Annotated in this window: 20 protein-coding genes and 2 tRNA genes; 9 read left to right on the top strand and 13 right to left on the bottom strand. The window is 43.8% G+C overall.

All coding sequences use genetic code 11. The features are described 5' to 3' along the window. Window positions 1-20 precede the first annotated feature (20 nt). The 7 genes from ACXAGK_RS00590 to orn form a co-directional block, all read right to left on the bottom strand. The gene (locus tag ACXAGK_RS00590; protein ID WP_474853403.1) at window positions 21-482 is read right to left on the bottom strand and encodes a hotdog fold domain-containing protein; all 462 of its coding nucleotides are present in this window, start codon (window positions 480-482) and stop codon (window positions 21-23) included. 155 nt (window positions 483-637) lie between these two features. Continuing rightward, complete coding sequence (locus tag ACXAGK_RS00585; RefSeq protein WP_474853401.1) at window positions 638-2,206, bottom strand: sulfotransferase; 1,569 nt, start codon at window positions 2,204-2,206, stop codon at window positions 638-640. A 93-nt stretch (window positions 2,207-2,299) separates the two neighbouring features. Next, the gene (locus ACXAGK_RS00580; protein WP_474853399.1) at window positions 2,300-4,771 is read right to left on the bottom strand and encodes a TonB-dependent receptor; all 2,472 of its coding nucleotides are present in this window, start codon (window positions 4,769-4,771) and stop codon (window positions 2,300-2,302) included. Window positions 4,772-5,217: 446 nt separating this feature from the next. Further along, entirely contained in the window at window positions 5,218-5,499 is a 282-nt protein-coding gene (locus tag ACXAGK_RS00575; RefSeq protein ID WP_474853397.1) for a hypothetical protein, read from the bottom strand. A gap of 234 nt (window positions 5,500-5,733) precedes the next feature. Further along, window positions 5,734-5,809, bottom strand: a tRNA-Gly gene (locus tag ACXAGK_RS00570). Between the two features lie 53 nt (window positions 5,810-5,862). Next, window positions 5,863-5,938, bottom strand: a tRNA-Gly gene (locus tag ACXAGK_RS00565). A 101-nt stretch (window positions 5,939-6,039) separates the two neighbouring features. Continuing rightward, entirely contained in the window at window positions 6,040-6,585 is a 546-nt protein-coding gene (gene orn, locus ACXAGK_RS00560) for an oligoribonuclease (RefSeq protein ID WP_474853395.1), read from the bottom strand. 86 nt (window positions 6,586-6,671) lie between these two features. On the opposite strand from orn, the gene rsgA reads away from it, so the two are divergent. The 4 genes from rsgA to ACXAGK_RS00540 all read left to right on the top strand — a co-directional run bounded on the left by rsgA (window position 6,672) and on the right by ACXAGK_RS00540 (window position 10,562). Continuing rightward, on the top strand, window positions 6,672-7,715 hold the full coding sequence (gene rsgA, locus ACXAGK_RS00555; RefSeq protein WP_474853393.1) for a small ribosomal subunit biogenesis GTPase RsgA: 1,044 nt from the start codon (window positions 6,672-6,674) through the stop codon (window positions 7,713-7,715). 265 nt (window positions 7,716-7,980) lie between these two features. Beyond that, window positions 7,981-8,958, top strand: coding sequence for an archaetidylserine decarboxylase (gene asd, locus ACXAGK_RS00550; RefSeq protein ID WP_474853391.1), 978 nt, complete (start codon window positions 7,981-7,983; stop codon window positions 8,956-8,958). A gap of 3 nt (window positions 8,959-8,961) precedes the next feature. Next, window positions 8,962-9,837 carry a DMT family transporter gene (locus ACXAGK_RS00545; protein WP_474853389.1) on the top strand — a complete coding sequence of 292 codons (876 nt, stop codon included), beginning with the start codon at window positions 8,962-8,964 and terminating at the stop codon, window positions 9,835-9,837. 32 nt (window positions 9,838-9,869) lie between these two features. Then, entirely contained in the window at window positions 9,870-10,562 is a 693-nt protein-coding gene (locus ACXAGK_RS00540; protein ID WP_474853387.1) for a glycerophosphodiester phosphodiesterase, read from the top strand. Between the two features lie 92 nt (window positions 10,563-10,654). Here the strand turns inward: ACXAGK_RS00540 and ACXAGK_RS00535 are convergent, their stop codons facing one another. After that, window positions 10,655-11,083 (bottom strand): MerC domain-containing protein, encoded by a 429-nt coding sequence (locus ACXAGK_RS00535; RefSeq protein ID WP_474809026.1) that lies wholly within the window; start codon window positions 11,081-11,083, stop codon window positions 10,655-10,657. A gap of 158 nt (window positions 11,084-11,241) precedes the next feature. Continuing rightward, window positions 11,242-12,168, bottom strand: a complete 927-nt coding sequence (locus ACXAGK_RS00530; protein WP_474854452.1) for a divergent polysaccharide deacetylase family protein — start codon at window positions 12,166-12,168, stop codon at window positions 11,242-11,244. Window positions 12,169-12,440: 272 nt separating this feature from the next. Between ACXAGK_RS00530 and ACXAGK_RS00525 the strand changes: the two genes are divergently transcribed. Next, a complete protein-coding gene (locus ACXAGK_RS00525) occupies window positions 12,441-12,779 on the top strand; it encodes a hypothetical protein (RefSeq protein ID WP_474853385.1) in 339 nt (112 codons plus the stop codon). Window positions 12,780-12,801: 22 nt separating this feature from the next. Here the strand turns inward: ACXAGK_RS00525 and ACXAGK_RS00520 are convergent, their stop codons facing one another. Further along, window positions 12,802-13,965, bottom strand: coding sequence for a murein hydrolase activator EnvC family protein (locus tag ACXAGK_RS00520; RefSeq protein WP_474853383.1), 1,164 nt, complete (start codon window positions 13,963-13,965; stop codon window positions 12,802-12,804). Between the two features lie 265 nt (window positions 13,966-14,230). Here ACXAGK_RS00520 and ACXAGK_RS00515 point away from each other — a divergent pair, with 265 nt between their 5' ends. The 4 genes from ACXAGK_RS00515 (at window position 14,231) to gpsA (ending at window position 16,548) form a co-directional block, all read left to right on the top strand. Beyond that, the gene (locus ACXAGK_RS00515) at window positions 14,231-14,656 is read left to right on the top strand and encodes a rhodanese-like domain-containing protein (protein WP_179982192.1); all 426 of its coding nucleotides are present in this window, start codon (window positions 14,231-14,233) and stop codon (window positions 14,654-14,656) included. 12 nt (window positions 14,657-14,668) lie between these two features. Then, on the top strand, window positions 14,669-14,929 hold the full coding sequence (grxC, locus tag ACXAGK_RS00510; protein WP_014948069.1) for a glutaredoxin 3: 261 nt from the start codon (window positions 14,669-14,671) through the stop codon (window positions 14,927-14,929). Between the two features lie 61 nt (window positions 14,930-14,990). Further along, the gene (secB, locus tag ACXAGK_RS00505; RefSeq protein WP_269918203.1) at window positions 14,991-15,500 is read left to right on the top strand and encodes a protein-export chaperone SecB; all 510 of its coding nucleotides are present in this window, start codon (window positions 14,991-14,993) and stop codon (window positions 15,498-15,500) included. Window positions 15,501-15,510: 10 nt separating this feature from the next. Further along, window positions 15,511-16,548, top strand: a complete 1,038-nt coding sequence (gene gpsA, locus ACXAGK_RS00500) for an NAD(P)H-dependent glycerol-3-phosphate dehydrogenase (protein WP_474853380.1) — start codon at window positions 15,511-15,513, stop codon at window positions 16,546-16,548. 59 nt (window positions 16,549-16,607) lie between these two features. Here the strand turns inward: gpsA and ACXAGK_RS00495 are convergent, their stop codons facing one another. The 3 genes from ACXAGK_RS00495 to ACXAGK_RS00485 form a co-directional block, all read right to left on the bottom strand. After that, on the bottom strand, window positions 16,608-17,000 hold the full coding sequence (locus ACXAGK_RS00495) for an NAD(FAD)-dependent dehydrogenase (RefSeq protein ID WP_474853378.1): 393 nt from the start codon (window positions 16,998-17,000) through the stop codon (window positions 16,608-16,610). Window positions 17,001-17,172: 172 nt separating this feature from the next. After that, window positions 17,173-17,637 (bottom strand): tRNA (uridine(34)/cytosine(34)/5-carboxymethylaminomethyluridine(34)-2'-O)-methyltransferase TrmL, encoded by a 465-nt coding sequence (gene trmL, locus ACXAGK_RS00490; protein WP_474853376.1) that lies wholly within the window; start codon window positions 17,635-17,637, stop codon window positions 17,173-17,175. Window positions 17,638-17,719: 82 nt separating this feature from the next. Continuing rightward, entirely contained in the window at window positions 17,720-18,688 is a 969-nt protein-coding gene (locus ACXAGK_RS00485; RefSeq protein WP_474853374.1) for an alpha/beta fold hydrolase, read from the bottom strand. Between the last annotated feature and the right edge of the window lie 49 nt (window positions 18,689-18,737).

Below are 18,737 nucleotides of genomic sequence, written 5' to 3'. Positions count from 1 at the left end.
TTCAAATAGCACGTTATTGTTTAGCGTTTTTCGCTTACCCAAACAGTAATAGTACCATCTACGACCACGGTCCCTTCGGCGTTATACGCTTTAACAGAAATAGGTAAATCACCCGGCTTCCACGCATCAGCTGGCACTTCGGCAACACAACGAATATCTGAGTCTGCTTTTGCAGGATATTTCACTTCCATACCCTTTGGGATCCACCTAAGGTTTTTAGGAATTGATGCTTCACACATAAAGCCCATAGCCATTTCTAAACCATTACAAATAGCAATGACATGAACCGTGCCGATATGATTTTCTACCCCTTTGCGCTTTTTAATGAGCACTTCACAGTAGTTAGGTTCAATGTCTGTAATAAGGGGGGAAACTGTTGAGAAATAAGGCGCTCTGCGGGCTGAATACCAGCTAAACAGCTTTTTGCCAAAGGGCAGCTTCATAAATTTGTTATAAGTATTTAATACGTAATTCTTTGACATAATTGTTCACGCTCATTTTCTATAAAGTGCTATTGCAGAAAGCGGTGCCGATACTTCGGCTCTTATGCAATCCATGCAATCTGGTTAGACCAGTAAATATAGCGTTAACATAATCGTTACGTTTAAAGGTTGCAAACGAATCTACGATTTTTCTATTAAATAATACCCAATGACTTTTGCAAAGCTTCGGTTTGTAACGCGTAGCGTTTCCAGCGACCTATTGAACGAGTATTTATTGGCTCTCTTACTTGAACCTTACTTGCTGTTGATACAGGAAGCTTATTGTTTTCAACGTGCAAACATTGTTCTTCCCAAGGCAAATTGCAAAACGCCAATAGCTCTTTAATTTCGGTTTCTGGACGCTGAGCAAGTTGCTCATATGACTGCAGGCGAATAGCATCTGGGTAAGTTTCAGCAAATTTTCTCACCCACTTTTCGAAGCTTTGATACAGCTGTCCTATGACATCAAGGTCGTAAGCATAGGCGTAATAAGGGCTATGGATAGAAAACAATTGTCTAAAATTACCCACGCAAGTATCCATAGGATCTCTTAGTAAGCACACTATTTTGGCGTTTGGTAGAGCCTGCCTTATTAGGTCAATATAGAAAAAGTTAAACGGCAGTTTGTCGACTAGGTGCTTTGAATCTTGTCGCAAGAATGACGTGCGCTGAAGATAGCGTTCTCCAACCTTGGAAAGATCGCATTCATATGCCCTTTCTATTGTATGCTTATCGAGCACCAGTTGGCTGCTGGTTTGAGTTACCTCTTTAACAGCCACGCCAAAGTCTTGTAGTTCTCCTCCAGACGCTACCAACGAGTGATGACTTAATATGCGTTCTACCAGCGTCGTACCGCTACGCGGCATACCTACTATAAAAAGAGGCGCGTCACTTTGAGAAGCACTATCAGAAAAGTAATCGGAGTTTACCTGTGCCTGCAAATTACTATGAAGAGTACTGAATATTGCCTGATAATCTTTCAGTGTCCTTTCGCTACGTGCCTTTTGGGGTGCTTTCGCATGGTTTAGCGCTTCGAAGGCACACCTGTAATCACCTATAGCTTCATACTCCTTGGCAAGCGCATGCCCTATATGAAGACGCGCATCAGAATTTTTCTCTACCCTTTCAACTAGGGGTTCAAGTCGCGCTAGATGATTATTTTCAGCTGAAACACCGCCAAGATCAGACAAGGCAAAATGAGCCTGAAAAAAATGAGGTTCGCTATTTATGGCCTTTTCAAAGTGTTTTCTGGCTAGCTCAAACTTCCCCGCAAACTTGCAGCTGACAGCATAGTTGTAAAGGTATTGCGGATTCGCTGGCGCTAGCGTAAGTGCTTTTTCAAAATAAGCGATAGCCTTTTCATGTAGGCCGACTCGAGACAGTGAAACGCCAACCGTATCTAAATCGAGTGCACGAGAAAGGCTTTCCACTGGAGCTTGCTCTACTCGCTCTAGTGCTTGCTGCATGTCGCCCCTTAACGCAAAACATTTGGCTAGGTAGGCAAAAGTAACGGGGCGGTTTTCTATCTCGTTAGATTTATTTAACAAGGCGATTGCTTTTTCTATTTGGCCAATTTCAATATGAATTATGCCAAGTAAAAAATAGGCGTGAGCATGCGGCCCGAATTGTTGAATTACTTCTACACAACAGCGATGCGCTTGCTGATAGTCACGTTGTGATAAAAAACTTAGGGCCTCATCTAAACGAGTTTGACTTGTATTCATTTTTAGCTTTTTTTAAAACCGTTCTAATACGAAAAAGGCGCTTACACGTTAAGCGTAAGCGCCCTTATATTGTATCGTGTAGCAGTAACTATACTACATGCCAAATTGATACTTAAACATCAATCCTACAGTACGCGGTGTTAACACATAGTGACCATAGTTTCGCTGTAACTCGGTACCGTTTGGTTCTAGGGTATCGTTGAATTGACCTAAACCAATATCACCTACGTTACGACGTGTTGAAGTAAACGCATACTTATCAAATAAGTTGTCGATATATAGCGTTACCGACCAGTCTTCATCTGAAATAGTGGCGTTCAGATTACTTACTGCATAACCAGGAAGCGCTTCACCATCTTGACGTAGACCAACAGTAGTGTACACATCACTTTGTGCAGTGATACCGTAGTTTACGTTTAGCATTTTGTCGTCAAATACTTCTTGGCTGTATGTAATGCCGAATGAAAACTGATGCTCTGCCGTTCCTGGTAAACGATCACCCTCTTTACCATCGTAGAAATCTTGAAGCTCTGTACCTTGATCATCGAACACGCCGAATAAGAAAGGTGCGTCGGCTGTTAACTCAGCTTTTGTGTAGGCATATGTTGCATAAGTCGTTATATTGTCGCCAATAATACCACGCACCGAGAACTCAGCCCCTTTCGACTCTGCACCCTCTGCGTTAACAATAATAGGCTGCTGACCATTGATTGTAGCCCCAGATACCTGCGGGTCCTGCCAGTCAACATAGAATAGCGCGGTATTTAATTGAAGCTTATTTCTAAAGAAACTGGTTTTAACGCCTAGCTCGTAGTTAGTTGTAGTGTCAGCCTCATAGAGTTGCTCTTCAGGAGTAGCACAAACTATTTGGTTATTCAGATCGTCAACATTATCAGGGCAAGCACCGACGCTATTCGCGCCACCAATTCTAAAGCCTTCACTGATGGTCAAATAACCCATAGTACTAGCTGTAAATTGATAGCTAGTGTTGAACTTAAATAACGTGCCGCTATCATCAGCTTCTGTCTCACCATAATCTAGTACAATAGAATCAGACGCTCGACTTTCAAATACAGAATTATAAAGCGGTAAATCTACTGCCGAACGAGAATAGACATCATATTGGTATGCGCGCAGACCTAATGTTACGTCCCAGTCTCTTGTTAACTCGTAAGTAAGTTCGCCGAATAGTGCTTTTTCAGTCACTTCGCTTTCGTCTACTGAAAAGTATTCAAGCGAGTCAGGACGGTAGTTACCCTCTACGCCCCACACTTCGATAGCATACACATCAAAATTAGGCGTGAATTCCTTACTGCTGCCTTCACTGTCTAAGTCGTAATAAAAACCACCTACTATCCAAGATAGAGGGCCGCCAGTTTGCGAAACTAAGCGAAGCTCTTGTGTAAAGACTTCGCGTTCAGATTCTTCTTCGGTGTAAGCAGAAAATGCTGGAAATTCTTCATAGCTATAGTCTAAGCGAATCAGCAAGTCGGTTTGGTCACGCTGACCGTTTGCATTAAAGTTAGATAAACCCGTCGCAGACACTAATTCCGCAAAGCCCAGGTCGGCACTCATTTCTAAACTCAAAAGTTCGTCTTCTTTCTCGCGAGGCTCTTCATAACGATACGCTGACTCATACTCACCAATAACTTCGCTCAAAGGATTTTCAGAAGAAAGTGAGTCGTAGTGAGTAATAGAACGGCCTTCAACGTCTTGCTTTTGATAGAAGTAAGTCAAAGTGCTGTCAAACCATTCGTTTGGCGCCCAACGCACTGCGATACGACCGGTTAGCGTGTCTTCGCCATTGGCATCTTCAACCTGTTTTAAGTTGCTATTTACTTCTTCTTCGTTAGACCAGTCTGGGTCAGGCAGCGATACACCGCCTTCTTTTACTACATAGTTGTAGTCAAGGAAGCCAGGGTTATTGAAATAGTTTAGTGACGCACGTACCGCTAATTCACCATCAATAATAGGTGCATTAAAGACAATGCTGCTTTCTCCGCCTAGAGAATCGCTTTCGCTGATGCTGAATACATCACCCGTTACTTCACCAGACATAAACTCTAGGTCAACTTTCTTCGGAAGGTAGCGTATAGCGCCACCTAAAGTACCGGCTCCATAAAGCGTACCTTGCGGACCAATAAGAACTTCAACCCGATCCACGTCAACAAGACGCATGTTTAGGAAAAGAGGAATGTCACCAAAATAAGTGGCTACCGTGCCGCCATTTGAACCAGGTCCTGATGAATTAGTATTCAGACCACGTACGATAATTGGAGAGTCGTTTCTCCCGCCCTGATCTGTCACAGTAAGACCAGGAACCCAACGGGCTACGCCGTCAAGATCTTCAATATTCTGTTGGTCTAACACGTCAGATGTTAGTGCAGAAATATTAATAGGCACTTCCTGAAGGGTGCCACTTCTGCGCGTTGCGGTTACTTCTACTTTTTCAATTTGTTTTTCGTCTACTGCAACCGTTTGGGCGTATGCGCCTTGGCTTGAGCAAGCAGCTAATACTGCGCCTGCTACGGCAGAAATATGGAAAGGAGCACTTTTATTCTGCATGTTCTCTCTCTTTAAATGGACATTACTAAAAAGTCACTAGCCCATTCCATTGGAATAACAGAGTCCTTCTGATTGAGTGTTTCTAGCGTAAATTGGGTAATTATGCGTACCGGCTCGCTCTTGGTCGCCTTACTCTTATCTATCGTTACTATTCACTGAAAAGGGTCTAGAACTTATGGCTCAGCAGAATACGTGCCGGAATTTGCGCGCATTCTAATATAAAAACAGGTAAAAGCCAGATCAAAACGGGTATTTATTCATTTAAAGTGCAATTAATCTCAAAAAATGACACAAGAAGAGGCAGGCGCACTGTATAAGAACTCATAAAGCAATGATTTTTTAATTTACACTTCAATTGGTTATAGACTTTAATCTACAACCTAACAATGAGTGCACCATTTTGATGCAAAGGCGTTAGAATTAATATCCAGAGCCAGAGAATAATGCTATGTTCTAGTCTCATTCACTGGTTGTGAATCAATGTCGGTCTTTTGAGGGGCAGTCGTTGGCATTACTAATACTGCTTTTAATAATACGGGTGTAAAGTGTTGCTTACTTACAGACTGGTTTTCTGTGGTAAATGCCAACGCGAGTAACAAACTCCCATTGATACCAAGTGAAAGTAAAAGCGCACGAAGAGTAGAAGCACTAGGCAGGCGTACTTGAGCGAAGCAGCTCCTCTCAAGTTCATATCTATCAATCCTTGGCTCTACCATTAATGCATCCATCCATAAAAGCACCTAGTAGTTGAGCATTAACAAATTAGAAAGTTCAGATAGCTTTCACTTACAAAGTAACTGCGATTGTGAGATATGAATACTGAAGAAAAAGTCTAGAGCGGGAAACAGATTTGAACTCGTTGCGAGGCAATGGCCGACACTCGGTCGCGGGCCCTTCAAGGGGTCGCATTGATACATCTGCAAATGTTTAAATTTTCGTGATGTTTGTGATGTTTGAAAATTTGGAGCGGGAAACGAGATTCGAACTCGCGACCCCGACCTTGGCAAGGTCGTGCTCTACCAACTGAGCTATTCCCGCATAGAGTCGATGCTGTGCATCTTATAGGCAATCTAGAGACCTAGATTAAAATTTGGAGCGGGAAACGAGATTCGAACTCGCGACCCCGACCTTGGCAAGGTCGTGCTCTACCAACTGAGCTATTCCCGCAACAAAAGAGGTACTTCGTTTGAAGTGGTGCGCATTTTACAAAAATTTTGGGGTAACGCAACCTTTAATTCTACTTTTTTTGCACCTCGATGTTCGAATGCTTAAATCGTAAACACTTTCTCTCGATAATAGCGCATTTCTTCAATAGACTCGCGAATATCATCTAAGGCTAAGTGTACGCCTTTCTTTTCAAAACCATCTAATATTTCAGGCTTCCAGCGGCGCGTTAGCTCTTTTATTGTACTTACATCAATATTTCTATAGTGGAAGTAAGCTTCAAGCTCGGGCATGTACTTAACCATAAAGCGTCTGTCTTGCCCAATGGTGTTTCCACACAGTGGCGATTTACCTGCATCTACCCATTGCTCTAAAAAGGCAATGGTTTGTGCAGTCGCCTCTTCTACACTTATTTTACTTTCTCGGCAGCGCGCAGTTAATCCGCTTTCTCCGTGAACGCGTGTGCACCACTCGTCCATATTGTCTAACACGTCATCGCTTTGATGTACTGCAATCACTGGGCCTTCTGCCAAAATATTAAGCTGTGCATCAGTGACAATGGTAGCAATTTCCATTACTACACAGGTTTCAGGATCTAACCCTGTCATTTCCATGTCTATCCAAACAAGGTTACTGTCGTGTTTACTCATTACTTTCCTCTTTGCGCTACAGGCATGGCAACCATGCCCTACAAACGGTATTATTGATATAGTATACGTGAAACTAGAAAAGAATCGTGGCGAAAAAACCAAAACTTACACAACGACAGAAACGACAAGTTGCAGCTAACAGAAGCAAACGCTTGCGTGAAAAGCACGCCACTAAAGGCGCAGCCAACCTAGATGAAAGCACGTTAGAAAGTGGCACTGTGATTGGCCGTTTCGGTAAGCACGCTGACGTTGAAGATGCCAGTGGCGACGTATCCCGCTGTCACATTCGCCGAACCGTTGACTCTGTAGTATGCGGAGACAAGGTGTTTTTCAGCAAAGGAGATGAAGCTGAGTCGGGTGTAAGGGGTGTTATTGAAATAGTAAAAGACAGGCATTCTGTACTTACACGCCCAGATTATTACGACGGCATTAAGCCCATTGCGGCAAACATCGACCGAATCATTGTGGTCAGCGCTATATTACCTACTCTTTCACTGAATATTATCGACCGCTATCTCGTAGCCTGTGAAGACATTGGTATCACGCCGCTTATCGTTCTTAATAAAGTAGAGCTGCTCAGTGAAGAGGAACGCACAACTGTTACAGAGCAGCTTAAAACGTACGAAAATTTAGGCTATGAAGTGCTATTTACCAGTTGTAAAACCGGTGAAGGCATTAGCAAACTAAATGAATACCTTAACGATAATATCAGCGTTTTCGTAGGGCAGTCGGGCGTTGGTAAATCGAGCCTTATTAACCAAGTTTTGCCAGACGCGGATGAGTTAACGGGTGACATTTCAGATAACTCAGGACTGGGGCAACACACAACCACAGCGGCTAAACTGCTTCATTTACCGGCTGGGGGTGATTTAATTGATTCTCCAGGGGTACGTGAATTTGGCCTGTGGCATATTCCTACCGAGAGAATTACATGGGGTTTTATTGAGTTCAGAGATTATTTGGGCGGCTGCAAATTCAGAGACTGCAAGCACTTAAATGATCCCGGCTGCTTATTAAGAGAAGCTGTAGAAGAAGGAAAAATTAGCGCTGAACGCTTCGATAGCTACCATAGAATTTTGACGACTATGGAAGAGCAGCGTCCTAGCCATAGTCAGCCACCTGGGGCATAGCAACTGCCCTAGGGTTTTGACGTTGCTGAAACGCCGAACCTGCAGAAGCGTCTGAAAAGCACATCATTTATTACTGACATTGAACTTGCTGGCATTGAGTAGCGAGACTAAACCAGTAAAGAAAATGTTGCAGTGTGAACCATGTGCTTATGCTTTTGTGTAAGCACTCATAACCCTAAAGTTACTCTTACTACCACAACTTACTATACAATAACGCTATCTATGCAATGCGTTATTGCTTGCATAAAAGAAACGGAGATATTTTGTGTTAGATTGGCTTAAAGTTAATTTACAATACGTTACACCCAAGCATCTGCTTTCACGCCTTGTGGGCAAACTTGCAGAAGCGGAAATGGGTAGCGTGACCACCTTTTTCATCAAGCTGTTTATCAAACAATACAATGTTGATATGACTGAAGCGCTGCATGAAAAGCCCGAGCATTACCGAAGCTTCAATAAGTTTTTCACGCGCCCTCTTAAACCTGAAGCACGTACCATCGATGAAAACGAGGACCTACTGATCCACGCCGTTGACGGTACGGTAAGTCAGTTTGGCGATATTCATAGCGACAGTATCTTCCAAGCCAAAGGTCACGACTTTAGCTTAACTACCTTGTTAGGCGGAAAGCCTGAAGTAGCAGCACCATTTAAAAATGGTAAATTTGCTACTATTTACCTTGCCCCACGCGATTATCACAGAATTCATATGCCAGTTGAGGGCACATTAACTGATATGCTGTATGTGCCAGGCGAATTGTTTTCAGTAAATCCGCTTACGGCACAAAATATACCTGGGCTATTTGCACGTAACGAACGTGTAGTGGCGCTGTTTGATACGCCTGTAGGCAAAATGGCTATGGTATTAGTAGGCGCAACTATTGTGGCCAGTATTGAGACCGTTTGGGCAGGCACAGTTACGCCACCTGCAGGTAAAAACGTTCAGCACTGGTCATATGAAAAAGACACAGAAGCGTCTGTTTTCCTTGAAAAAGGTGCCGAACTTGGCCGATTCAAACTGGGCTCTACCATTGTGGTATGTTTTGAAAAAGACATGATCAACTTTGAAGATATTGCCCCAGGTATGGTTACTCGCCTAGGTGAGCCTATGGCTTCAAAACTATCTTCACAAGAGATAGTTTCCCAAGACCTTGCTTCGTCTGAGCCTGAGCAAAGTAGCGATGAGTTCGATGACGATGCAGGTGATACAAAAAAAGAAACACCATCTGAGGGCGCTGACAGCTAGTTTATGGATGCTGTTAAAAAAAGCCTGATTTCGCTTCATCTCACGGTCATTTTGTTAGGTGGTACAGCCCTTTTCTCTAGGCTTGTACCACTTAGTGCCAGTGACATTACCTTGGTGCGTTCAGTATTTGCTTGCATCGCCCTGCTGGCATTTTTGAAACTGGCCGGAAAAAAAATAAAGCTAAATTCCAGAAAAGATTATGGCGTCGCTCTTGGTCTAGGGCTTTTAATGGCGCTACATTGGGTTACCTATTTTGCCGCAATGCAATATGCTGGCGTATCTGTGGGCATGATTGCGCTATTCACATTTCCCGTTATCACAGTGCTTATTGAACCTTTTTTCGAACGGGTTAGGCTGGTGTGGCAGGACATTGTATCTACGTTAACCGTAGTCATTGGTGTTTATTTAATTGTGCCTGAAACATCGTTGGAAAATGACGTTACCCTTGGGGTGCTCATCGGTATTGCTTCTGCCATCTTGTATTCATTTAGAAACCTAATTCACCGTAAGCATTTTAAGCACTATACGGGTGCACAGGCCATGGCGTGGCAGACCTTGGTTATCAGCATTCTGATGTTGCCGGTAGGCAGTGCGGAAATAGCTTCGGCGTCAACGAGCTCTTGGCTAATGCTGTTGCTTTTAGGCACAGTATTTACCGCGCTTCCCCATGCTTTAATTGCGGCGAGTCTACGTCACTTGCGGGCAAAGACATTCTCACTTATTGCCTGCATGCAGCCGCTTTACGGTGTCTTTCTTGCCATAATTTTGCTTAATGAAAAGCCCGGTTTAAGCGCATTGCTAGGCGGCATTCTTATAACGTCGGCGTCAGTCTATGAAACGCTTAACACCCATAAGTTACACAGCGCGAACGATAAGTAACATTCGCGCTGAAATTTAAGGAAGGAATGTCGATGCTAATTTTTGCCCACCGAGGCGCCAGTAAAGCCGCCCCAGAAAATACACTAAAAGCGTTTAAATTGGCCTTCGAGCAAGATGCCGACGGCATTGAGTTTGATACTTATCAACACGAAAGCGGCATTATTGTTTTTCACGATAGAACCCTTACACGTAGAGCCCGCGAGACAGGTTATTTGTTAGATACGCCGTGGCAATCCCTCAAACAAATGGACATTGGTGATGGAGAGCGCATCCCCTCTCTTTCAGAAACTCTTCAATGCGTTCCAAATGATAAGTGGTGCAACATTGAAATTAAGCACTTGCATGACGTAGATAGCTGGGTAAAAGATGTTAGAGCGGCGGTGCAGCAAAGCGGCGTTAATGTTAACAAGCTACTTATCTCTTCATTTAATCACCATTGGCTTAAAGCGATTGCACACCTGTGGCCGGAAGTAAAACTTGGCGCTTTAACCGCAAGCTATGAACTAGACTGCACGGCAAGCGCAAGAGCCCTTAGTGCTTACTCGGTAAATATTGCGCTAGACGCGGTTAATAAGCTGTTCGTACAAACTGCGCTGCAGGAAGGCTTTGATGTTTTCGTTTATACAGTGGACGAACCTAGAGATATGCTAATGCTTAAAGAGTGGGGGGTAACCGGCATATTTACTAATCTGCCAAATGTAGCATTTAATACACTATCTGATTAGATCACGTATTTTCTTGAGGCTATGTTCTTTTAAAAACACCAGATACAAAAAAACGAGCCATTGGCTCGTTTCTTAAAACTCTGTTTTACTAGCTACTTAAATTCAGTAGATAGATGGTCTGAAAACACTGTGTTTTTGCAGCACTTACACTGTCGACACAGGCGCATATTGATCCAGTGACCCGCTACAATTAACCCTGCCCCTACCGCAATAGTAAATGGTTCGTAATGATGCCCAAAAATATCTTTATGCCAGTAAATTGCGCCACCAGTAAACAGTAGTGCCAGCGGGTAATATTTGCCGTGGTAGCGAATGGCACCGCTAATCAAGGCTACCGCCCCAACAATCAGTGAGAACGTCAAAATAGTTCTTTCAAACCATACTTGGGCAAAAAAGCTAGAACCGATAAGCGGTAACAGAGGCACCAAAACAGGTAGCGCAAGGCAATGCAGCGCACACAAGCTCGACACCCAGATGCCAAGTTTGTCTAGTTTTGTTGGATTCTCGTCAATTGGAGTCATTACTCTAATTACCACCGTGCTTGAAAATGTATACGCGAATTATTCGCCAGAGACGTTATATTATAACAGACTCACGAAAATGAGAAACGTTCCCACATTAAATTTTGATCTTATTGAGATGAAAATAGACTAATTAAGTAAGAAAAAAGGCGAGGATTTTACTCGTTAGGCGCCGTAGTCGAGCGTTCCGTAACCTCTTTAGATTCAGTATTCTCTTTGAATTCAGTTATCTCTTTATATGAGGAACTCTGCACAAACTCACTGCTAACAAACCTATCCTGCTCACTTATTTCAAAGCCTGTTTTGTTTACACCTGTACGAGTAAGCTGAGCTGTTTGGCTCCGTTCTTTACCAAACTGTTTAGCCACTTTAGGTGCGTAAGAAAAATAGTCGGCTACGGAAGTAAGGGTAAAACCCTCTTTTTCAAGAGAGGGTAAATGGGTTTTCAAGAACTCGACCGTTTCAGGATGAGGGTGACCAATCACTACAACGTGCCCATTCTTTTGAGCGATGCGTTTCATATGATTAAACTGCTTCAACAAGAACGACGGCTCTAGTTTGTGGTCGAGAAATATTTGCCTGCTTGTACTGGGTACACCCAAACGCTGCGCAATTTCTTCACCTTTAGTTAGCACAGTAGTTCTGCTATCTACAAAGAAGAGACCTTGGCGCTTTACCTCTTTTAACAGCGCTTCCATTCCTTCTTGCTGACCGGTAAAGGCACTGCCCATGTGGTTGTTTACACCTACTGCGTTTGGCACACTTTTCATCGCTTTGCGCAGATTATAAGTAATAGCTCCGGCAAACATATCCGTGGTTAACCCCAGCGGCCCCATGTTTTTACCATTTTGGGCTTGCATAGGCATATGAAGCATAACCGCCCTGCCCTCTTGCTTAGCACGGTGCGCAATTTCAGCTGCCAATGGAGTTTGTGGAAGTATGGAGAATGTGATTTCTTTTGGGAGAGAAAAAGCAGCGACATCGGACGGCCTGTATCCCAGGTCATCTAATATTATTATTATGTCTGACTTTGCGTTTACTTTAGGGCTAATTAGCCCGCATAAAACAAAGATTATACAAGGCATTAGCAGACGCAAAAGCATCTAGATCACATCCGTTTTTCATCATTATTATTAAGCGCACTGTGTGAATGAATTCACTTTAAGGTTAAGCATACCAACAACAAGCGCACTTTCAACAAAACTAGGAGTTTTATTACTGTCTTACTACAGGTAAGTCATAAACAGCTTTTGTAAAGGGAAGTAAATATTACGTAAATCTAGCGCTACACACTAAAAATATCAGAGAGAGGTCGATACTTTATGGTAAACAACTACTCATCATTTAAGGCTTCACTATGATTTCAGGTATTAATGACTCTTCGACAGCACAACAACTAAGACCAAGTTCTCCACCACCGCCACCAAAAGGGCAGCAAACATCACTTACTGACGAGCAAACACAGACTTTGCAATCCATTTTAGAGCAATATGACGCTGATTCACTAACCAGTGAAGACGCAACATCTATTGTTGAACAATTGAAAAGCGAAGGCATCGAGCCTGGAAAAGCATTAGAAAGTGCACTTAGCAGTGCGGGTTTTGACGCAAAACAAATCGGCGAACTCGCTGGTTTAGGTGAAGGTAAACCTCAACGTCCACTGCCCGATACAGCAACATTTGAAGTTACTGCCTAAATTTTATCGTGACTTTAACGGTTTAATCCAGCCAAGCTTTCGGGTTTAGCGCCTTGCCTTTGTGGCGAATTTCAAAGTAAAGATTAGGATATTCCTGACCACCGCTTCGACCCACAAGAGCAATGCGTTCCCCTTGCCGAACCTCATCACCCGACTGTTTCAGCAATGCTTGATTGTGTCCATAGACACTCATATAACCCTCGCCATGGTCGATGATGGCAACCAAACCAAAACCACGCAGCCAGTCGGCATACAATACTCGTCCGGGCGCAATGCTGTTAACTGGATCGCCCTCAGCACCATCAATTACAATACCTTTCCAAGAAATCTGCCCTTGGCGGCGACTACCAAACAAATGACGTATTTTGCCTTTCACAGGTGCGGGAAGTTTACCCTTTTGCTTAGCAAGTCCATTCATGCTGAACTCAGCGGCACGCGCGGCCCGCTCTGCTGCAATGCGGGCTGCCTCTATAGCGCCTTTTAGCGCTTTCTCATCGGCCTGCAAAGACGCAATTCGCTGGTTTTCTGAAGCAATGGTTTTATTTATTTTCTTTAGCGTAGCTTTGCGGTCGGCTTGCCGGGTGATAAGCACTGCCCGCTGGCCTTCCTGCTCCTCTTTAAGCGCGACTAGCGACAATGCTTTTTCACTGAGTTCGGCGGTAACGTCTTCAAGTCTTGCAACATTACTTCTAAAACTTTCGATTTCTTTTTGGCGCGCTTTCGCCACGTATTGATAGTAGGTAATAACACGCTCAAAAGTACGCGCATCATCTTGATAAAAAAGCATCTTAGCGTAGTCGTAGTGACCAGCCATGAAGGCACTTTTGAGTTGACTTGCCAGTAAAGATTGCTGTTTGCGAATAGCAACTTTCAATGCATCTTGCTCTTCTTTTAGCGTAGCTTCTTCTTGCTTAACGCTTGTAAGCGTTTGTTCAGTGGTAGATAACGCTTTTGCTACTTTCGCTATATCAAGCTCTGACGCCTTTAGCACAGCTTTTAGCTCTTCTGCGCTGGCTTTATTGTTTTCGAGCACTTGCTGCCTTGCACGCAGTTCAGCCTGCAGCTTTGCTAACTTTTCTCTTTGCGCACTAGCTTCGCTGTCTTGGGCTAACGCATCACTTCCAATTGGCATAACAGCCAGAGCTACTATGCATCCGATAACTGAAAGAAATGAACGTGCTGACATAACGTGCGCTTAAAACCTCTACTTTTGCAATGGTGATAACTGCCTGACCAGCTGTATTTCACCACCACTATTAATAACAACATCCAGTGTATCTGACGGCTTCCCATATGCCCAGTGCAATTTATCCGTAATATCAATCATCTAAAGTATTTAAGATCAAAGCATGGTTAAAGTCTCTTAGCTAACTGAAAGGTAAGCTGGTTTCTCGCCCATTTTTCTATATACTTTGCACTCTTTTCATGGTCTGTAGACAGGGTTAGAGGTAATGGATCAACTAATAGAATTTGCTAGCAACAATATTATTCTTGCTGGTATTTGGGTTGCGCTGATTGCCATGTTGATATTTAGCTATATCAGTACATGGACATCTTCGGTAAAAGAATTAAGCACACACGAAGCAACGCTTTTAATTAATAAAGATGATGCGATAGTGTTAGACACACGACCTGCAAAAGAGTTTAAAGCTGGCCACATTTTAGGAGCCAGACAAATTAAACCTGAAGAAGTGCGTGAGAAAAACTTCAAGAAACTTGAAAACAGCAAAGACAAACCCATTATCGTAGTATGCGCTATGGGTAATCAGGCTCGTGGTACAGCAAATGCGATGCTAAAAGACGGCTTCGCGAATGTGAATGTATTAAAAGGCGGAATGAACGCGTGGCAAAGTGCCAGCCTTCCCGTTTCTAAATAACAGGTAACCTTTATGAGCAAAGTAGAACTTTACACCAAGGGGCATTGCCCTTACTGCCACCGTGCAAAAGCACTGTTAACGCAAAAAGGTGTAGAATTTATCGAATACCCAATAGACGTTAAGCCTGAGCTACGTGACGAAATGATTGAACGCGCAAATGGCGGCTGGACTGTCCCACAAATTTTCATTGACGATCAGCACGTTGGTGGCTGTGACGATATGATGGCTTTGGAAGCACAAAGCAAACTAAACCCAATGCTGGGTTTAGCGTAAGCGTCAGCGCATACGGCAACGCACTACATTAAATTAAAACGACAATTAAATAGGAAATACCATGGCTGACGAAAATCAGACAAACCCAGGTGAAGCAGCAGGCGCACAAGCGCAACAAGGTGCTCAGTTCAATATTCAGCGTATCTACACAAAAGATATTTCTTTTGAATCGCCAAACGCACCGGCTATTTTCACTAAAGAGTGGAAGCCAGAAATTAAACTAGACATCGACACTAGCACTAACAAGCTAGAAGAAAATACGTTTGAAGTTGTACTTTCAGTTACCGTTACTGCAACGCTAGGTGAAGAAACAGCCTTCCTTTGTGAAGTTCAACAGGCAGGTATTTTTGCTATCGGCGAAATGCCAGATCAAAACAAAGCGCACACGCTAGGCTCGTTCTGCCCGAACATGCTTTTCCCATATGCGCGTGAGACTATTTCTAACTTGGTTAACCGTGGTACCTTCCCTCCACTTAACCTTGCACCTGTTAACTTTGACGCTATCTTTGCGGCTTATGTGCAAAAACGTGCACAACAAGCGCAAGGCGAAGCGCCTAAAATGGACGCCTAATTAGGTGACCATGGAGCAGGTGAACATGAAGTCGAGTTCGGTTTCTGAGTCGGTTTCAGTGTCAGTATTGGGGGCGGGGTCGTATGGCACCGCCCTTGCTTTTTGTCTTGCCAGAAATGGTAACCCAACACTGCTTTGGGGTCGTGATGAAAAGCACATTGCTGAAATGGAAGCGAACCGAGAAAACAGCCGATATCTTCCTGGCGCAACTTTTCCCGATTCACTTATTGTAAATGCCAACTTAGAAGAAGTCGTTGCTGCCAGCCGAGACATCTTGGTAGTGGTTCCTAGTCACGCATTTGCCGCTATGCTTCAAAGCTTGAAGCCATTGCTTAAACCGCATCAACGCATCATTTGGGCGACTAAAGGGCTTGAACCTAAGACTGGGCGCTTGCTTCGCGATGTGGCGGAAGAAATTCTAGGGACAGATTATCCCTTAGCAGTTTTATCCGGACCTACTTTCGCTAAAGAAATGGTAGCGGGATTACCTACTGCAATTTCATTGTCTTCTACCGACGATACCTTAAGTGACGAGTTTGCAGCAAAGCTTCATTGCGCAAAGTCTTTTCGGGTATACAAAAACTCAGATTTTACTGGTGTGCAGTTGGGTGGCGCAGTTAAAAACGTTATCGCTATAGGCGCGGGCTTAGCAGATGGTCTAGGCTTTGGCGCAAACGCGCGTACGGCCCTTATTACCCGAGGCTTGGCAGAGCTTACCCGTTTGGGCGTAAAGCTAGGTGCCAATCCAGAGACGTTCATGGGTATGGCAGGCCTTGGCGATTTAGTATTAACCTGTACTGACAATCAGTCGCGCAATCGACGCTTCGGCTTGGCATTGGGCCAAGGAAAGAGTGTAGATGTTGCCATTGAAGAAATTGGTCAGGTTGTTGAAGGTTACCGCAATACAGAAGAAGTACATGTATTATCTAAAAAAGTGGGTGTAGAAATGCCTATTTGCGAACAGATATACGCTGTACTTTATCACGGAAAATCGCCTAAAGAGGCGGCGTTAGCCTTGCTTGGTCGAGATTTGAAAAACGAAGCGTAATTTCTCATTACGCTTCGCTTTAATTCTTGCTGACGACCTTATCATTCATGACCCAATAATTAACGCCCTTCCCTTACTACAATAACTTTCTTGTCGCCTTGGTAGCTATATTGGCTGCGTTTATAGCGTTTAGCTTTTTTCGCGTTTTTATAGGGTGACTCTACGACCACATAGTGGTTTCCATGTTTGCGATAGTAGTGGTTATTCGCAACGTAATAGCGGTGGTTATCAACAACCTCAACCCTATGTGCGCTCGGTAACACGTTAACGAATACCCCAATCTCAGGCACGCTAATGACTACGTCAACCAAAGAACGGACGGGCTGCGAGATAACAGTTACTGTTTCAGTTTTGGCTCTTTTTCCATGAGAATGATGGACTGAGTGCGCGCTAGCCTGCCCGGCCACTAGTAAACAAACGCCGGTAATGATACTTAGTGTTATGCGTTTCATAATGCTACTCCTAACTCATTTGTGTCTATTCAATGGCTATACTAATGAGCGAAGCTGAACGAAAACTGACTTTAAGGGGCTTTACACTGTCTTTACATTAGGCATAAAAAAAGCCCTTGTTACAGGGCGTTTTTAACAGGTGTATCTTGAGGCAGCTTTCGCCTACTTTCTACTATCGGGCACCTTCGTAGCCAAACTGACGCCAGCTTTCATAAACAAACACAGATACCGCATTGGATAGGTTCATACTGCGACTGTCTGGCAACATGGGAATGCGAATGCGCTGTTCTGGAGGTAAAGATTGAATATAATCGTCCGGTAAGCCGCGAGTTTCAGGGCCAAATATGAGTGCATCGCCTTTTTGATACGATACATCACTATGAAACGCTTTGCCTTTTGTTGTACAAGCGAATACTCGCTTCGGCTTCGCGTCTTCAAGGTAGGCTTCTAAGTTTGCATGGCGCTTAACGTGAGCAAATTCATGATAATCTAAACCTGCACGTCGTACTCGCTTGTCGTCCCACTCAAAACCTAAAGGCTCGATTAAATGTAGTGTGAACCCACTGTTTGCGCATAGACGGATAATATTTCCCGTATTTGGCGGGATCTCTGGCTGATAAAGTACGACATCAAGCATGTTTTTAAACGACCTTCACTGTTAATAACCGACGTATTCTACAACGAAACACGGAAATTCATCACCTACTCTTATTCAACCACTACTCTGCAGTCAGGAAGTCGAGAATTCGGGAAAGTGAGCGCTCACGAATGTCGTCTGACTCGGTGAATAATTCATGATAAGCCCTTGTTATAATTTCGAGCTCAGCATTTGGCATTAGGTGTGCCACCCGCCGTTGGCGCTTATTATCTATTATGGCGTCATCGTCTGCGCTTAAAACTAGTGAAGGGGTAGTGATTGCCCCCGCACTAGTTTCAATTCTATTCATGGCCTGATGGGCTGCGGCCAACCACTCAGTCGTTACGCCCCCAAGCTGGATATCTTGCTCTTCATCATAAAGCTCACGAAACAACGAGTAGCGGGATTTGCTATGGGTAAGCTTATTCAAAGAAAAAGGAAACGCGATATACGGGGTTTGCCCAAAAAAGTAGCCTGCATCAGCTTTTTTCATTCTATTAACCGCAAGACCAGTGCGAATTAAACCGTTCGCCAACCAATTGGGCAATGAAGGTTTAATCCCGAACATGGGGGAAGCCAACACGGCTTTAGAAAATAAGTTAGGTAAACGCAATAGCGTAAGCGCACCAATAGCGCCGCCCATCGAATGACAAACCAACAACAAAGGGCCTTGTTGCATAGGCTTAACGATAGACTCAACGAAGGCAACGAAATCGTCTACATAGTCATCGAAATGCGCAACATAGCCGTGTTGGGGATCCCGTGTCATTCTGTCTGACAGGCCTTGCCCTCGGTGATCAAGAATAAAAACCGCAAAGCCATTTTGATAGAGGTCGTAAATAAATTCTTTGTATTTTAAGTAAGACTCTATACGCCCAGAACAAATAACGATAGTTGCTCGCGGCGTTTCAGGAATGCAGTAGGCGTAGCGCACCTTTATATCATCTTTGCCGGTGAAGTGGCTTTCAGTAACACTTTCCTGCCAAAACGGGTTGATGTGAGTGGCAAAGGTGCTGGCTAAATTCTCTTCCGACGTGAACGTCCAGTTCATAAATACCCTATAACGGTCAATTTGCGCTCGTTGTGAAGCTACATACTAC

Source organism: Alteromonas sp. ABM1_013, assembly GCF_056160505.1.
The sequence above is the reverse complement of the archived record's forward strand: the minus strand, read 5'-3'. Positions and strand labels throughout refer to the sequence as shown.

Coding starts and splice junctions, on each gene's coding strand:
- ACXAGK_RS00485 (WP_474853374.1), bottom strand. CDS start 18,688: ATGAACTGGACGTTCACGTCGGAAGAGAATTTAGCCAGCACCTTTGCC.
- ACXAGK_RS00585 (WP_474853401.1), bottom strand. CDS start 2,206: ATGAATACAAGTCAAACTCGTTTAGATGAGGCCCTAAGTTTTTTATCA.
- ACXAGK_RS00545 (WP_474853389.1), top strand. CDS start 8,962: ATGGATGCTGTTAAAAAAAGCCTGATTTCGCTTCATCTCACGGTCATT.
- trmL (WP_474853376.1), bottom strand. CDS start 17,637: ATGCTTGATGTCGTACTTTATCAGCCAGAGATCCCGCCAAATACGGGA.
- ACXAGK_RS00530 (WP_474854452.1), bottom strand. CDS start 12,168: ATGCCTTGTATAATCTTTGTTTTATGCGGGCTAATTAGCCCTAAAGTA.
- ACXAGK_RS00540 (WP_474853387.1), top strand. CDS start 9,870: ATGCTAATTTTTGCCCACCGAGGCGCCAGTAAAGCCGCCCCAGAAAAT.
- gpsA (WP_474853380.1), top strand. CDS start 15,511: ATGGAGCAGGTGAACATGAAGTCGAGTTCGGTTTCTGAGTCGGTTTCA.
- ACXAGK_RS00520 (WP_474853383.1), bottom strand. CDS start 13,965: ATGTCAGCACGTTCATTTCTTTCAGTTATCGGATGCATAGTAGCTCTG.
- grxC (WP_014948069.1), top strand. CDS start 14,669: ATGAGCAAAGTAGAACTTTACACCAAGGGGCATTGCCCTTACTGCCAC.
- ACXAGK_RS00575 (WP_474853397.1), bottom strand. CDS start 5,499: ATGGATGCATTAATGGTAGAGCCAAGGATTGATAGATATGAACTTGAG.
- ACXAGK_RS00525 (WP_474853385.1), top strand. CDS start 12,441: ATGATTTCAGGTATTAATGACTCTTCGACAGCACAACAACTAAGACCA.
- ACXAGK_RS00495 (WP_474853378.1), bottom strand. CDS start 17,000: ATGAAACGCATAACACTAAGTATCATTACCGGCGTTTGTTTACTAGTG.
- ACXAGK_RS00580 (WP_474853399.1), bottom strand. CDS start 4,771: ATGCAGAATAAAAGTGCTCCTTTCCATATTTCTGCCGTAGCAGGCGCA.
- orn (WP_474853395.1), bottom strand. CDS start 6,585: ATGAGTAAACACGACAGTAACCTTGTTTGGATAGACATGGAAATGACA.
- ACXAGK_RS00515 (WP_179982192.1), top strand. CDS start 14,231: ATGGATCAACTAATAGAATTTGCTAGCAACAATATTATTCTTGCTGGT.
- ACXAGK_RS00590 (WP_474853403.1), bottom strand. CDS start 482: ATGTCAAAGAATTACGTATTAAATACTTATAACAAATTTATGAAGCTG.
- ACXAGK_RS00535 (WP_474809026.1), bottom strand. CDS start 11,083: ATGACTCCAATTGACGAGAATCCAACAAAACTAGACAAACTTGGCATC.
- secB (WP_269918203.1), top strand. CDS start 14,991: ATGGCTGACGAAAATCAGACAAACCCAGGTGAAGCAGCAGGCGCACAA.